Raw genomic sequence first — 15,061 nt, forward strand, 5'->3', positions numbered from 1 at the left:
TCGCTCGGTTATCGCTCGGTTTTCGCTTTCTTATCGCTCAGTCATCGCCTCGTTATCGTTTAATGAAACTCAGGAGCCTCTCAATGAAACTGTTCAAGACGATCGCGGCGCTGGCCGCATTGTGCGCATTCGGTGCGGCCGCGCCGGCATGGTCGGAGACCAAAACCATCTACATCGGCATGAACGGCGGTCCTATGGAAAAGGCCTATACGAGCCAGGTGCTGCCCGACTTCGAGAAAGCCAACAATGTCAAAGTAGTCGTGGTGCCCGGCACCTCGTCGGACATTCTCGCCAAGCTGCTCGCCAACAAGGCCAATCCGCAGATCCACGTGGTGTTTCTCGACGACGGCGTGATGGCGCGCGCGGTCAGCATGGGCGTGTGCAAGAAGCTCGACGACTCGCCGGTGCTCAAGGAGCTCTACCCGTTCGCGCGCATGAAGGACGACATGGGCGCGGGCGTGCAACTTGGCATGACCGGCATCGCGTACAACAAGAAGCTGTTTGCTGAAAAAGGCTGGGCGCCGCCGACTTCGTGGATGGACTTTGCCGATCCGAAGTACAAGGGCAAGGTGGTGTTCCAATCCGCGTCGAGCAGCACCTTCGGCCTGCACGGCTTTCTGGCGATCAACCGTTTGATGGGCGGCAGCGAGCAGAATGTCGAACCGGGCTTCACGAAATGGGCCACGACAGTCGGCCCGAACGTGGTGGAGTACGTGCCGAATTCCGCGAAGATTTCCGAAATGGTCCAGACCGGTGAAGCGGGTCTGTTCCCGTTGACGCCGACTGCCGTCAGCGATCTGCAGGACAAGGGCATTCCGGTCGGCTATGTGAGTCCGAAGGAAGGTCCGGTGTTGCTGCTGGTCGATCTGTGCGTGGTCAACAACAACCCGGATCCGCAATTGGCACAGAAACTCGCGCAGTTCCTGCTGTCCGCGCCGGCGCAGACAAAAGCGGCCGAGGCCGGCAAGCAGATTCCGACCAATCGTCTCGCGAAGATGACGCCGCCGATGCAGCAAAGCCTGGGTAACGTCGACGATCTGGTGAAGAAGGTGACCGTGGTGGATTGGGACACGATCAATGCGCATCGCGCGCAGTGGGATACGCGTTGGAACAGGCAGATCGAGCGTTAATCAGAAGATCACCGAGATCGCCACGCCCAGCCAGATTGACAGCACGCCGATAAGGAACATGTGCCGCGCAACCCGGATGCGGACGTCGCTGTTTTCCGGTTCAACCGGGCTCGTCGCCATCCACGGCACGAGCCCGAGGCAGCCGAAGCCGATCATCGCAAACACGAAGACGAAGACGTCGGAGGCTCGCCATTTGGTCGGCTCGTACAAGCCCCAGTAGCCGAGAAAAACGATGCCGATCGAGAAGATCGTCGCCGAAGCGGCACTGAGCGCGGGTACGGATCCGGTTGGACTCGGCATGCTTCACCTCCGAAACGTTAGGCTGCTGTGACCGTCTCCGTCGCCCGCGTTCCGGTCATTCAGGACGTACGGGTCTGCCTCGCTTCATACGTCTTCAAATGACTATAGGCGATACGCAGCAGCGATAAGCCATGCTCACCCTTCTGTGCATCGCCGCCGCGCGAGATCAGATCGCCGAGAATGTGATCCGCCTCGGTATGCGAGTGGTTTTCGACGTCCCGCAGCATTGAAGCGGTTAGCGGCGAAGGCGTGAAGAGCGTTTGGGTAGCTCGGGCATCGAAGTCCGGGCCCATCGTAAAGCCGTTGTGCTCCGCGACGCCACGGCACTCGCCGAGCAGGTTTTCGACGATGCGCTTGCCGTCCGGCGCAGCCAGAATATCGCCGACCGAACCGCGCATCAAGCACGTACTGGCCGCCAGTGTGGCCAGGAACACCCACTTTTCCCACATGCGCAGCAGGATGTTGTCGCTCACTACGGTATCGAAATTCGCGCCGGCCATCGCATCCGCGATCGCCTGGACACGCTCGGACGTGCCGCCGTCCAGTTCACCGAAGGTGATCGCGTGCGTTTCGTTCAGATGCATGACGTGCTGCTCTGGGCTGAGCGTCGCCGCGATCACGCATTGACCGCCCAGTACGCGTAACGCACCGAACTTTTCCTTAAGCACCTCGATATGGCGCATGCCGTTGAGCATCGGCAGAATCAGCGTCGATTCGCCGACCAGCGGTGCGAATGAATCGATCGCGTCGTCGAGACTGTAGGCTTTGCAACTGAGCAGCACCAGATCGAACGGCTCCGCGCCGACTCCGGCGAGTATCGTCTTGACGTCGTGCAACGTGAGATTGCCGCGCGGGCTGTTGATGACGAGGCCGTCACGCGCGAGTTTTTCCGCGCGGCCGGGGCGCACGAGGAAGGTCACGTCCTGGCCCGCCGCTGCGAGACGTCCGCCGAAGTAGCCGCCCACGGCGCCCGCCCCTACTACTAGAATTCGCATCTTTTGCCTCTTGATAGATGTGGGTCACGCGCGCCGGGTCGGTATGCAAAAGCTTCGAAGACCGCCTGCGCAGCACGTCTGCAGAAATGTAGCAAAGATTGACGATACGCATCGGCCACAATGGTGGGCCGGTTTGCTGCATTGCACCGCGGCATCGCGGTTTCTCACACCGTTTCCGCGTTGTTCTTTATGTCAGATCAATCACGTCGGATCAATCGCCGCGCCGCCAGCCGTCTGCTACGCCCCGGGCTGAATGAAGAGAGGCACTTAAGAGGCGGCGGCAGCTAGCAAACGGCGGCAGCGTCACAAGATCGCCCTACAGCGTGCCGCAAATGGTGCGCTCGTAGAGTGCGAGCATCCCGGGCACATCCACGTCGAGGCAGACCGTGCTGTCGGGCCGGCTGTCCCAGTCCGGCGCGGGCACCGGCATCGTAGAAGGCTTCTGGATGGTTTGGCCCACCGCGATACCGTCCGTCAGCACTCGTACGGGACCACTGCGAGTCGTATAAAGATGCGGCGCCAGCACATAAGTGACTGCCGACGAGTCGTGTACGTAAATGCCCTTGAGTTGCGCGCTTTGCTCATGAAAGGCCTCATAGTGCCGCGACACGTCCCACACGAACCGCCCTGCTGCACCGCCGCGATCGCGCAGCGACGCCAGATAATCCTGGCTCATGATGGTGCGCTGCGTGACGTCGAGCCCCACGATCGCAACCGGCCACGGTGCGCCGAACACGATGTCGGCAGCATCGGGGTCGCCGAGGATGTTCGCTTCGGCGGCCGGCGTCACGTTGCCGAGCACGCCGTCCGTGCCGAACGCGCCGCCCATGATGACCACCTGTTTGACGAGCGGCGCGATCTGCGGATCGTCGGCCAGCGCCAATGCCAGGTTCGTAAGCGGGCCCACCGCGATCAACGTAACTTCGCCGGGACGGGCGCGCACCGTGTCGATGATGAAACGATGCGCGGGACGTGCATCGAGCGCGGCTTCAGGAGCGGCTTCAATCGCGATGTTGCCAAGCCCGTTGTCGCCGTGAATCCAGGCGAGCGGTTCAGGTGCTGCACGCTTGAGCGGTGCCGCGGCGCCCTGCGCAACCGGCACGCCCGGCACGAACCGCCCGGCCAGAAAACGCGCATTGCGCGTGGTGGTCTCGATCGTGGCGTTGCCGAATACGCTCGTCAGACCCAGCAATTCGATGTCCGGATGCAGCGCCTGAAAAACGAGCGCCATCGCGTCGTCCACACCAGGATCGGTGTCGTAGATAACTTTGTGCTTGCTCATAGATAAAACGCGTCCGGCAATTGTTCACGCGCGGTGGTGTCGCGGGTGGCGCCATGCAGATTGCCGAGCCGGATCGGCAATTCGGGGCCGCCCAGTTCGATGATCACCTGGCGGCACGCGCCGCACGGTGCGATCGGTCCATCCGTATCGCCGATCACGGCAAGCGCGGCGAACTGGTCGCGCCGATAGCCCGCGGCAATCGCGCTGAAAAACGCCGTACGTTCAGCACAATTGCACAGTCCGTACGAGGCATTCTCGACGTTGCAGCCGTCGAATACAGTGCCGTCTTTAGTCAGCAGCGCGGCGCCGACCTTGAACTTCGAATAAGGCGCATAGGCCTTTTCTCGCGCGACGCCCGCGTGTTCCAGCAGTTGTTCCATATTCATGCAACGATCCTCGATTCGATTCAATTCAGCGTCAGGAACATGCCCGCAATCGTGGCGCTCATCAGGTTCGAGAGCGTCGCGGCGAGCACGACACGCAGGCCGTAGCGCGCGACTTCAGCGCGGCGTTCCGGCGCGACGGCGCTAAAGCCGCCCGTCAGCACCGCGATCGACGCGAAGTTCGCGAAGCCGCACAACGCAAACGACAGAATAGCAAGGGTACGCGGGTCGAGCGCCTGCAGGCCGGCCGCGCTCACGCTGGCGGCATCTTTCAGATACGGCGACAGCGAAGCATAAGCGACGAACTCGTTGAGAATCATCTTCTGACCAAGGAAATTGCCGGCGATTGCGGCTTCGCTCCACGGCACACCGATCAGATACGCGAGCGGTGCGAACACCGTACCGAGCACCGATTGCATCGACAGTTGCGGATGGCCGAACCAGCCGCCTATGCCGCCCACAATGCCGTTGAGCAACGCGATCAGGCTGACGAAAGCGATCAGCATCGCGCCGACCATCACGGCGATTTTCAAACCCACGGTCGCGCCGGAACTCGCGGCTTCAATCACATTCGCGGGACGCTTTTCGTCGAAGCTGAGGTCTTCGAGGTGCACGCGGCTCGGCTCGGTGGTCGGGTGAATGATCTTGGCGAACAGCAAGCCGCCGGGCACCGCCATGAACGACGCGGCCAGCAGATAGTCAATCCGCACACCGAGACCCGCATAGCCCGCGAGCACCGAACCGGCAACCGCCGCCATGCCGCTCGACATCACCGCGAACATTTCAGCGCCTGTCATGTCGCGCGTGAACGGTTTGACCACGGCAGGCATTTCGCTTTGACCCAGGAAGATCGTGGTCACGGCCGAGAAAGATTCAAGCTTCGATACACCGAGCAGCTTGTGGAATATCGTGCCGAGCACGATCACGATCCAGCGCATCACGCCGATGTAGTACAGCACGGAAATGAGCGCGGTCACGAAGATGATGGCCGGCAACACCCGCACGGCGAAAACGAAGCCGCCGTCGCCGAAGACCTGGAACATCTTTGATTGCACGAGGCCGCCGAACAGGAACTCGATGCCCGCGTTGCCATAGCCGAGTACGTGATTGACGCCGGATGCAGCAGCGGCGAGCACCGTCTTGCCGACCGGCACGAAGAGAATGAAAGCACCAATCCCGATCTGCGCAAGCAGCGCCGCAATTACAGTCCGTAAGCGGATGGCGCGCCGGTTGGTCGAAAAGATGAAAGCGATAAGCAGCAGGACGGCAATACCGAGGATGTTTCGAGCGATCAGTGCCATGTCTCTTGGTGTTCTTGTGAAAGTGGCAATGATGCTAAACGAAACCGATGCTGGAGAAAACTTTAAATATGGTCTTACTCCGGTATCGACGGCCAGGCGGTCCGCGCCGGTGCACCTCGCTGCCACCGTTGTTGGATCACTGCCGTTCAGGTACGCTCACGCCACAGGCGCTTCTCGCTCGCTCCTTTGCCGCTCCACACGCCGTCAGACGCCTCGTACCGCTATGACCATCAATCATGCTCAACGAGGTCGACCATGAACGTCGGTATCTACGGAACGCTCGTCACGGCTTCACTGGTTCTGCTGCTCGGCAACCGGCTAGTCGGATGGATCCCCCTGCTGCGCAGCTATACGATTCCCGAACCCGTTGCCGGCGGGCTCCTTGTGGCAATCGTCCTGCTGATCCTGCGCACGACGAGCCACATCGAAGTACGCTTCGATACAGCGCTGCAAACGCCGCTGATGCTCGCCTTCTTCGCGACCATCGGCCTCAACGCCAACCTCGCCAGCCTCAAGTCCGGCGGCCCGCTGCTGCTGCGTTTTCTCGGTCTCGTGATCGGCCTGTTGATACTGCAGAATGCAGTGGGCATCGCTCTCACTTATGTATTGGGCATCGATCCGCTGTACGGTTTGCTGGTCGGTTCGATCACATTGTCCGGCGGTCATGGCACCGGCGCGGCATGGAGCAAGGTATTCGCCGAACACCACGGGCTTCAGTCCGCCACGGAGGCCGCGATTGCCTGCGCGACTTTCGGTCTCGTGATGGGCGGCATTCTCGGTGGCCCGGTCGCGCGCGTGCTGATGCGGCAAGTCGCCAGGAAGGACGCCGCCCGCGCCGAAAACCATGCGGAGAGCCACGCCAAGAACTCCGCCGAAGCGCCGCTCGCCTTCGAAGAACCAAAGGCGGAACAAGCCACCACGCCGGCCGCCTTCATCGAGACGCTGGCGCTGATCGCGATCAGCCTCGCGGCCGGCGACGCGCTCTCACAGGTATTGGCCGGCACGGCAATCGAACTGCCGAGTTTTGTCTGCGTGCTATTCGTGGGCGTGTTGCTAAGCAATATGCTCGGGCTCGCAGGCAAGCCTGTTATCGATCACGCCGTCGCCCTGCTGGGCAACGTGAGCCTCGCGCTATTTCTCGCCATGGCATTGATGACGCTCAAGCTCTGGGACCTCGCCTCGCTGGCGCTGCCGGTCGTTTCGATTCTCGTTGCGCAAACCGTGTTGATGGCGCTCTACGCGATCTTCGTCACATTCCGCGTGATGGGCCGCAACTACGACGCTGTCGTGCTCGCCGCCGGTCATTGCGGCTTCGGCCTCGGCGCCACGCCTACGGCCATTGCGAATATGCAGGCCGTTACGGCCCGCTTCGGCCATTCGCATCTCGCCTTTCTGGTGGTCCCGATGGTGGGCGCGTTCTTTATCGACATTGCTAACGCGATCGTCATCAAGGGCTTTATGGCTTTGCCGATCTTTCACTAGCCGATGCCGCCGCGGCGCCATCGCGGTTCGTGGCACCGCGACGCACCGCAGCGGCCGATCTCAGATCACTTCCAATGCCAGCGCAATCCCCTGCCCGCCGCCGATGCACAACGTGACGATGCCGCGTTTCAGGCCGTCGCGGCGCATCGAATGCAGCAGGCGGGTAGTCAATACCGCACCGGTCGCGCCGATTGGATGACCGTGCGCGATCGCGCCGCCCTGCACGTTGATCAGTTCATCCGCGATGCCGAGTCTGCGCGCCACGGCGATCGGCACGGCAGCGAAGGCTTCATTGATCTCGAAGCGTTCGACGTCATCGAGTTGCCAACCCGCGCGAGCCAGGGCCATTTGCACGGCCGGCACCGGACCGAGGCCGAACATGCCCGGCTCGACGGCCGCGACGCCAAACGCCACCAACCGCGCGAACGGTTCGATGCCGCGCGCCTCGGCGAACCCACGTTCAGCGACCAGCATGGCTGCCGCGCCGCTGTTCAAGCCCGGCGCATTGCCTGCGGTAATCGTGCCGTCCGGACGGAATGCCGGACGCAGTTTGGCCAGCGTTTCGACCGTGGTATCCGGGCGCGGCTGTTCATCGCTCGTAAAATGCTGCGGGCCTTTGCGCCCCGGAATTTCCACGGCGACCAGTTCGGCGTCGAAATCGCCGCGCGCCTGCGCTTCGGCAAAACGCTGTTGCGAACGCGCGGCCCAACGGTCCTGCGTTTCGCGCGTGAGGTCAAACTGCGTGACGAGGTCTTCGGTATGCCAGCCGGAATGCTCGCCGGAAAACGCGTCATTCAGGCCGTCGCGCAGCAGGCTGTCGTGGATTTGCGCGTTGCCCATCCGGTAGCCCCAGCGGCCGCCGTCGAGCAGATACGGCGCGCGGTCCATGTTTTCCATGCCGCCGGCCACGGCTGCATCGCCGAGACCAAGCCAGATTTCCTGGGCCGCGGACGCAATCGCCTGCGCGCCCGACCCGCACACACGATTGACCGTCAACGCCGGCACCGCCACCGGCACGCCGCCGCCAATCGACGCCTGACGCGCCGGATTCATCCGGTTGCCGGCCTGAATCACGTTGCCCAGCACCACCGAGGCCAACGCGGCCGGATCGAGGCCGCTGCGCCGCAGCGTCTCACGTACCGCGACCGCGCCGAGTTCCGTCGCGGGTACTTCTTTCAACGATCCGCCGAATGCGCCGATCGGCGTTCTCACCGGATTGCAGATCACTACTTCACGCGTACTCATCATTCATCTCCAGTTGGACTACTACTTTCAACGCCACATCCACGCGCATCAATTCGCCGATGCGGCCGTGACCGTTTCGGGGACATCCCAGCCGCCGCCGAGCGAGCGGTACAGCGCGACCGCTGCGAGCGCATGCTCGCGTTTGGCCTGATTCAACGATTCCGCATCGCGCAGATACGCCTCCTGCGCAGTGAGCACATCGAGGAAGTCCGTCGCGCCGCCCTTGTAGAGTTCACTCGACAGACGCAGCGCGTGGTTCGACGCATCGAGCGCGCCGCCCAGGCGTTGCACCTGCACCGCGCCGCTCACCAGGTCGCTGCGGTTGTCCTCGATTTCCTTGAGCGCTTGCAGCATGGTTTGCTGCAGGCCGAGTTGCGATTCGCGCATCCGGCTCTCGCTCGCATCGATATTCGCGGTAATGCGGCCGGCGTTGAAGATCGGACTCGTTGCGTTCAATGCCGCGCTGAAGAGGTTATCGGTCAGCGTCGGCAAGCCAAGATACGACGAGGCCAGCAGACCATCGGCAAGATTGAGCCTGAACTGCGGATAGCGTTGCGCTTTGGACACCCCCACTTCCGCCGCGCGCTGTTCGACCGTGGCGTAGGCATTGCGCACGTCCGGGCGCTGCAACAGCGCTTCCGACGGCAGCATCTGCGGCACGCTTTGCGCGGGCACTGGAATGTCGCGAGCGTTAGCGAGCAGCAAACCGTCGACGCTCTCGGGCGTACGCCCCGAATACACCGCGATCAGACTCAATTGATGCTGCACGGCCGACTGGATACGCGGGACCTGTGCCTGCAAATCCTCCAACTGATTCTGTGCACGCGCGACGTCGAGTTGCGTCGACAGTCCGTAATGCAAACGCTCCTGCGTGAGTTTCAGGGCGCGGGCGCGGATCTGTTCGTTGTCGCTGAGAATCTGCAATTGCGATTGCGCCCAGCGCAGATCGATATACGCCGCGGCTGTGTTCGCCGCGAGTGCCAGGCGCAGTTGATTCAAGGCCGCCTGCCGACCCGACACTTGAGCCTCGGCTGCGAGAACAGCGAGACGTTCGCCGCCAAAAACGTCCGGCGTCCAGCTCGCCGTCACGCCGACGCCGGCCTGACGCACATAGCCGAGCGGTGGCGGCGTGTTCTGGCGAGAATCGGATGCGGTCGCGCTAGCGTTCAATTCAGGCAGCAAGGCCGCCCGATTTTGCTTCGCGAGATCCTGCGCCTGCTTGACGCGTTCCACCGCGGCCTGCACATCGAGATTGCCCGTGAGCACCGACTCCACCAGTTGATGCATGGCAGGATCGCCGAATTGCGCCCACCACGTGTTGGCGTTGATGCTGTCTTGAGGGGCATCGACATTCCACGCGGTCGGTGCAACGGTCTGGACCGTGTGCTGCAGGTCCGCATGCGTTTCAGGCTGCACCGCGCATGCCGCAAGTGTCAGCAGTGCCGCGCTCGCGAGTACTTTCATAACGATTGGTTTCATGCTGAGTTCCTCAATGAGCATCGGGCGGCGGCGCGGTATTGCCAAACGGGCGCGAGAACAGCACGCTCAACAAACCGACGACGAAACAGAGCGACAGCGCAAAGAACGTGTCGGAGAACGTGAGCACGAGCGCTTCGCGCATCAGAACCGAATGCAACGCCCCGAGGCCCGCATTGGCCGCATTCAGCGCATCGCCGCCGACTGCCGCGAAGTGCGCGCTTTGCTGCTGCAACACCGACTCGATCACCGGACGGCCCGCGCTCAAATGCTCGTCGAGCCGCTCGTAATGGAGATTCAAACGATCGTTGAGCATCGTGCTGCTCACGGCAATGCCAATCGCGCCGCCGAGATTGCGCATCAGATTGAAGAGGCCGCTGGCGGATCGAAGCCTCGACATCGGCAATGAACCGAGCGCCATCGTGACGATGGGCGGAATGCAGAACTGCTGGCCAATGCCGCGCAACGCCTGCGGGATCAGCAACTCCTGCCAGCCCCACTGATTGGTCAGCGGCACGTAGAGATAACAGCCAACACCGAACAGCACCAGGCCGAACACCATCAGCACCCGCATGTCGATAAAACGCGCGACTATCGAATAGGCCACCATCGCGAGCAACTGAAAACACCCGACCGACAGCAACGCCACGCCGATCTGCAGTGAATCGAAGCCACGCACACGCGACAGGAACACGGGCGTCAGGAACACCGCGCAGAAAATCCCGATCCCTGTGATGAAGGACAGCAGACTGCCAATGCCGAAGTTGCGGATCGCCAGTGCGCGCAAATCGACGATCGGCTCTTTTGCGGTGAACGCGTGGACGATGAACAGGAATCCGCAGATCGCCGCTATCCAGGTACACGTCAGGATCACGTCGTCGCCGAACCAGTTCTTGCGCGGCCCTTCTTCCAGGACGTATTCCAGGCACCCGAGAAAACCGGACATCAACAGGATGCCGAGATAGTCGCCCTTTTTCAGCAGTGAGAGATCGACGTTGTCGAAGTGCACGTACTTCGGCACCAACAGCGTGACGGCGAGACCCGGCACGAGGTTCAGATAGAACAGCCAGTGCCACGACCACTGCGATGTGATCCAGCCGCCGATCACCGGGCCGACCGTCGGTGCGAGCGTGGCGAGCGCGCTGATGGTGGTGGACGCAATCAGGCGCTGCTTGCCGGGGAACAGCACGAATGCCGTCGTGAACACGGTCGGAATCATCGCGGCGCCGAGCGCGCCCTGCAGACCGCGAAACAGGATCATCGAGTTGATGTCCCATGCAAGGCCGCACAGCATACTGGTGACCGTAAAGCCCAGCGCGGAAAATGCGAACACCCAGCGCGTCGAGAACACACGTGTGAGCCAACCGGACATCGGAATCACGAGAATCTCCGCGATCAGATACGCGGTCTGCACCCACGAGAGCTCGTCCTGACTCGCGGACAAGCCGCCGCCGATATCCTTGAGCGAGGACGCCACGATCTGGATATCGAGTGTCGCCATGAAAAAACCGAGGCACATCAGCACGAACGCGAACACTTTGGTGCGCGTCGGCAGGTCGGCGGGATTGGCAAGGACCTGAGTCATGATCGTTTAACCGTGAGCAGCGTCGAGGTGCACTTTCACCGTCGCCGAAAGGCCAGGGCGCAGCACGCCTTGCATATCCTTCGGCACCTCGAGGCGCACGCGCACCGGCACGCGCTGCACGATCTTCGTAAAGTTGCCCGTCGCGTTTTCCGCCGGCAGTACGCTGAAGGTCGCGCCGGTCGCAGGCGCGAGACTTTCGACCACGCCGTGAATCCGTTTGCTCGACGCATCGAGATCGACATCGACACCGTCGCCAACGTGCATCTTCTTCAACTGGTCTTCCTTGAAGTTGGCGTCGATCCACAGTCCGCTCGACGGCACTACGGTCAGCAGCGACACGCCAATGTTCGCCAGCAAGCCGACGCGCGCGGTGCGATTGCCGACGTAACCGTCGATCGGCGAGCGAATCGTGGTGTACTCCACATTCAATGCCGCGACCCGCTGCGCCGCCTGTGCAGTGGCGATGCGCGCCTCTGCGTCACCGATCTGCGCGTCGAGCACGGCGATCTGCCGTTGCGCCGCGATCAAGGCCGCGCTGCTGCGGTCGACCGCGGCATGCGCCTTGGTCAGATCGGCATCAGCGCGTTCTACGACCTGGTTCGATACCGCATCGTCCTTCACCAGTTGGCGATAGCGCGTCTGATCGGCGGTGCTGCGCGTCAACTCGGCGCCGGACGCGCGAACTTCGGCTGCCTGCTCGTTGATGGTGGCAAGCTGCAGGGACTTCTTCGCCTGCAACTCGGTGACAGCCGCCTGCGCGCTCTCAACTTCCGCACTCGCCTGCGCGAGACGAGCGTCGTAATCGCGTGCATCGAGCCGGATCAGCACCTGGTTCGCATGGACGAACTGATTGTCCCGCACCAGCACGTCCGTGACGAAGCCGTTCACTTTCGGCGACATCACGGTTACATCACCGCCGACGTAGGCATCGTCCGTCGTTTCGACAAAGCGGCCGACGAAGAACCAGTACGACGCCGCAAGTGCCAGCACCGCAAGCACTGTGATGACCGCGAGCAGCATCCACGGAATGCGCCGTGCCGGTTTGGCGGCGTTCGCCACGCTGGGCGGTGCAATAGTCGAGGGTGTAGTGGACATGATGGCTGTATGTGTGTATGCACTCGTTAAGCTTGAAAAAAAGCGCGTTGCGCTGCGCCGGACTTGACCCGCTTCACGCGGGGCAGATTCAAACGGGGTCTTTTGTGATGGCGAACAACTCCGTACGCAATGCCGCCGCGCGCTGCTCGCCGAAGCGATCCTCGAATTCGGCTTGCGCCGCATGCCAATGCTTGCGACCGGCTTGCAAACGCTCCTCGCCGGCGGCCGTCAGTGCAATCGACAACGCCCGCACATCCGCCCCAAGCGTCTCGCTCGAGACCAGTCCGTTGCGCCGCAGCGGCTGGATCGTGCGGACCAGGGTGGTGCGCTGCATGCGCATAGCTTCCGCCAGTTGCTTCATGGTCATCGGACCCACGCGCTTCAAGCGCCCCATCAGCGAAAACTGCGTGATGGTGAGGCCGACATTCTCCAGGTGACGGTCGTAAATCTGCGACACATAGCGTGCGGCCTGGCGGATCGCAAAGCAGTCGTCGTCGAAAAGCCCGTCCATCGCTGCGCTTCCTTTTCGTGAGTGCGTATGCACATAATCCGGCGTAAAAAAGCTCGTCGGAACGAGCTCATACGCGTTGTTTATCCGGTGATGCTGAAAAGCTCGGAGCGCAGCGCCTTGGCACGTGCGTGACCGAACTTTTCCTCGAACTCGTCCTGCGCGGCACGCCATGCGATTGCCGCCTGATCGAAGGTCGTTTCGCCCTTCTCCGTGAGACTGAACAGAAACGTGCGGCCGTCATGCTCCGCCGATTCAGCGACCACCAGCCCGTCACGCTGCAACGGTTTCATGGCGCGGACCAGCGTGGTGCGCTCCATGACCATGGCATCCGCGAGATCCACCATCGGCAGGTTCGGCGTGCGCGCGAGCTTGGCGAGAATCGTGAACTGCGCAGCCGTTAGCCCTACCTCGCCGAGATGGCGTTCGTAGATTTGCGTGACGTGCCGGGCCGCCTGGCGCAGCGCGAAACAGTTGCATTCGTCGTAAGAGAGAGGACGGGTCATGCTGCGCAGTGTATATGTGCATACGCACTCTGTCAAGTTCACTTGCGTTGAACAGTATGTTGCGGAATCTGGCCACGAGCATTTCCGATGCGGAAATTCATACACATGTCTGTTTGAAATTTCGGCGTAAGTATCGGGATTCACTCAACTTTGAGCTGTGTCCACTTAAGTCCGAAATCCAGCGGCTCACCACCAATTCGGCTTATTGCGAAGCAAAGCACCGGGCAGCATAAACTAACGTGCTCGACTGCGAAGGCGTGATTTCACCATGATCCGGCCGGCGACAGCAAGCACGACACCACCGGCCAATGCACAGCGAAGGGAGAAAATCAAAGCTCGCACGCCGCACTCATCACCACACTCGACCATCGAAGGCGGCAGAGCGAAAAACAGCCCAATCAAGCCACCGACGATAGCTCCGCTGACGAATAGCGCAAGTACTTGCATCGCAGTCTTCATGCTATTTCCCAAAACAGAATCTGCTTCGCGTCCGCGAGATTGGAGAAAAGATTCTCTGGACCGACGCCGATAAGAGACAAGGGATTCCAGACCTTTGGAATGCCAACGTCAAACCTTAATGTAGTTTGCGTACTCGGCGTGAGGCGTTCGCCATTCCATAAGTCGATATGATCGCCCGAAGGGTCTTTCTCTTTGAGCGAGCGACGCCAGTAGCTTCCAAAGAAGATAATACCGGTCCTGCCCTCCACACGCGTCTGCCATTCTTTTCCTGTTACCGTCTCCGGTAGAGGACAGCCAGCAAACGGGCGCCGATAAAGCCACTGTGCGACCTCCTTCGCCCGAAGCATGTGGCAGGGCGGATGCCCATGGAACCAGCACTTTTCGCCTTTGAAAGACTTATTGGTAATTCCCACGTTCGCGAGGCAGGTGCCAAGGCGGACGCGCATTCGTCTTCGAACGCTGGCTTGCCCGTCGATGGGTCAATGCATGGCTCGTTCTTGGGATAGGCTACCCATAGCTCGGAAAACGTAGCCACTTTCAACTCCACGATCTTGACGGAGCCAGGCGTTGAGTTCGTTCTAACTACGGTTTTCTTGTTGGGCATTGCTTAGACTCCATCCTGTCTCGCGAGAGCATCATCGCCCCAATATACGGTGTAGTTATCAGAAACTGCGGTATATACGCGCGGTAGGCGGCAGCCGGATTCGAGCCTCCCCGAGAACACGCGCCCGTCTTCGGTTTCGATGAAATAGGGGTAACCTTCAATCCGCGCTCCGCGTCTCGCTTCGACCTGTTCGTCATAGGCGCCTAGCAGCACGGACGCGACACCACCGCCCGCGGTCCTCGCAGAAGCCACCACTCCCATCGTCTCGGCAAGATCGTCGAACCGGGCATTGCGTTGCATTGATGCAACCATGCGAGGCGATCGCGTGCAGCCGCAGAGCAGAATATCGCCGTCGAGCGCGATTTCGTTGCCGTGGTGTTTCCGGCGGCGCGGCCCGCCTGCCTTGGCGATAACGCCAGTACTCTTGCAGGCGTTGCAGCAAACGCCTGCGCCAATCATCGCCGCCTGATGTCCGTAAAACGTTGTGGGCGGCCCCACGTATGGCTCGATCGCGCGCCCCGTCTCTGGCTGATCGCCGATGCAGATATACAAACGGAGCATGTGAATCACTCCGATTTCGCCAGACCTGCGATTGTGAGGCCGCCGGTAGTCGTTGTGATGCGTCCGCCTCTCTCCTCCAGTGATCCTATTGTGGCGAACGGACAGGTCGTTTCTTTGCGTGCGTTATGTGTCATGCGTCAGTCTCCTGG

16 protein-coding genes are annotated in these 15,061 nt (G+C 61.4%); 2 read left to right on the forward strand and 14 right to left on the reverse strand.

Going from position 1 to position 15,061, the window contains the following annotated elements:
• Positions 1-83 precede the first annotated feature (83 nt).
• Positions 84-1,130, forward strand: coding sequence for an ABC transporter substrate-binding protein (locus M0D64_RS05300; RefSeq protein WP_171927865.1), 1,047 nt, complete (start codon positions 84-86; stop codon positions 1,128-1,130).
• On the opposite strand, the gene M0D64_RS05305 is transcribed toward M0D64_RS05300, so the two are convergent.
• The 5 genes from M0D64_RS05305 to M0D64_RS05325 form a co-directional block, all read right to left on the reverse strand.
• Positions 1,131-1,430 (reverse strand): hypothetical protein, encoded by a 300-nt coding sequence (locus M0D64_RS05305; protein ID WP_154562881.1) that lies wholly within the window; start codon positions 1,428-1,430, stop codon positions 1,131-1,133.
• A 59-nt stretch (positions 1,431-1,489) separates the two neighbouring features.
• On the reverse strand, positions 1,490-2,425 hold the full coding sequence (gene panE, locus M0D64_RS05310; RefSeq protein WP_266256900.1) for a 2-dehydropantoate 2-reductase: 936 nt from the start codon (positions 2,423-2,425) through the stop codon (positions 1,490-1,492).
• Positions 2,426-2,741: 316 nt separating this feature from the next.
• A complete protein-coding gene (locus tag M0D64_RS05315; protein WP_266256901.1) occupies positions 2,742-3,707 on the reverse strand; it encodes a nucleoside hydrolase in 966 nt (321 codons plus the stop codon).
• Complete coding sequence (locus tag M0D64_RS05320; RefSeq protein WP_301717209.1) at positions 3,704-4,093, reverse strand: cytidine deaminase; 390 nt, start codon at positions 4,091-4,093, stop codon at positions 3,704-3,706. The genes M0D64_RS05315 and M0D64_RS05320 overlap by 4 nt, the downstream gene beginning before the upstream one ends.
• Positions 4,094-4,113: 20 nt before the next feature.
• Entirely contained in the window at positions 4,114-5,391 is a 1,278-nt protein-coding gene (locus tag M0D64_RS05325) for a NupC/NupG family nucleoside CNT transporter (protein ID WP_266256902.1), read from the reverse strand.
• 255 nt (positions 5,392-5,646) lie between these two features.
• On the opposite strand from M0D64_RS05325, the gene gltS reads away from it, so the two are divergent.
• The gene (gltS, locus tag M0D64_RS05330; RefSeq protein ID WP_266256903.1) at positions 5,647-6,873 is read left to right on the forward strand and encodes a sodium/glutamate symporter; all 1,227 of its coding nucleotides are present in this window, start codon (positions 5,647-5,649) and stop codon (positions 6,871-6,873) included.
• Positions 6,874-6,933: 60 nt separating this feature from the next.
• Here the strand turns inward: gltS and M0D64_RS05335 are convergent, their stop codons facing one another.
• From M0D64_RS05335 to M0D64_RS05375, 9 genes are all read right to left on the reverse strand, one after another.
• The gene (locus M0D64_RS05335) at positions 6,934-8,118 is read right to left on the reverse strand and encodes a thiolase family protein (protein WP_266239876.1); all 1,185 of its coding nucleotides are present in this window, start codon (positions 8,116-8,118) and stop codon (positions 6,934-6,936) included.
• 48 nt (positions 8,119-8,166) lie between these two features.
• Complete coding sequence (locus tag M0D64_RS05340; RefSeq protein WP_266256904.1) at positions 8,167-9,597, reverse strand: efflux transporter outer membrane subunit; 1,431 nt, start codon at positions 9,595-9,597, stop codon at positions 8,167-8,169.
• A gap of 10 nt (positions 9,598-9,607) precedes the next feature.
• On the reverse strand, positions 9,608-11,179 hold the full coding sequence (locus M0D64_RS05345) for a DHA2 family efflux MFS transporter permease subunit (RefSeq protein WP_154562867.1): 1,572 nt from the start codon (positions 11,177-11,179) through the stop codon (positions 9,608-9,610).
• A 6-nt stretch (positions 11,180-11,185) separates the two neighbouring features.
• Positions 11,186-12,274, reverse strand: coding sequence for an HlyD family secretion protein (locus M0D64_RS05350; protein ID WP_171927860.1), 1,089 nt, complete (start codon positions 12,272-12,274; stop codon positions 11,186-11,188).
• Positions 12,275-12,362: 88 nt separating this feature from the next.
• A complete protein-coding gene (locus tag M0D64_RS05355; RefSeq protein WP_097395805.1) occupies positions 12,363-12,785 on the reverse strand; it encodes a MarR family winged helix-turn-helix transcriptional regulator in 423 nt (140 codons plus the stop codon).
• A gap of 80 nt (positions 12,786-12,865) precedes the next feature.
• Positions 12,866-13,288 (reverse strand): MarR family winged helix-turn-helix transcriptional regulator, encoded by a 423-nt coding sequence (locus tag M0D64_RS05360; protein WP_154562865.1) that lies wholly within the window; start codon positions 13,286-13,288, stop codon positions 12,866-12,868.
• Positions 13,289-13,522: 234 nt separating this feature from the next.
• The gene (locus tag M0D64_RS05365; protein WP_266239868.1) at positions 13,523-13,747 is read right to left on the reverse strand and encodes a hypothetical protein; all 225 of its coding nucleotides are present in this window, start codon (positions 13,745-13,747) and stop codon (positions 13,523-13,525) included.
• Positions 13,744-14,193: a T6SS effector amidase Tae4 family protein gene (locus M0D64_RS05370; protein WP_266239866.1), complete on the reverse strand. Its 450-nt coding sequence runs from the start codon at positions 14,191-14,193 to the stop codon at positions 13,744-13,746. The genes M0D64_RS05365 and M0D64_RS05370 overlap by 4 nt, the downstream gene beginning before the upstream one ends.
• Positions 14,194-14,354: 161 nt before the next feature.
• Positions 14,355-14,912 carry a PAAR domain-containing protein gene (locus tag M0D64_RS05375; RefSeq protein ID WP_266239993.1) on the reverse strand — a complete coding sequence of 186 codons (558 nt, stop codon included), beginning with the start codon at positions 14,910-14,912 and terminating at the stop codon, positions 14,355-14,357.
• Between the last annotated feature and the right edge of the window lie 149 nt (positions 14,913-15,061).

It is taken from the genome of Paraburkholderia sp. WS6 (genome assembly GCF_030464835.1).
In the GTDB taxonomy this organism is placed as follows: domain Bacteria; phylum Pseudomonadota; class Gammaproteobacteria; order Burkholderiales; family Burkholderiaceae; genus Paraburkholderia; species Paraburkholderia madseniana.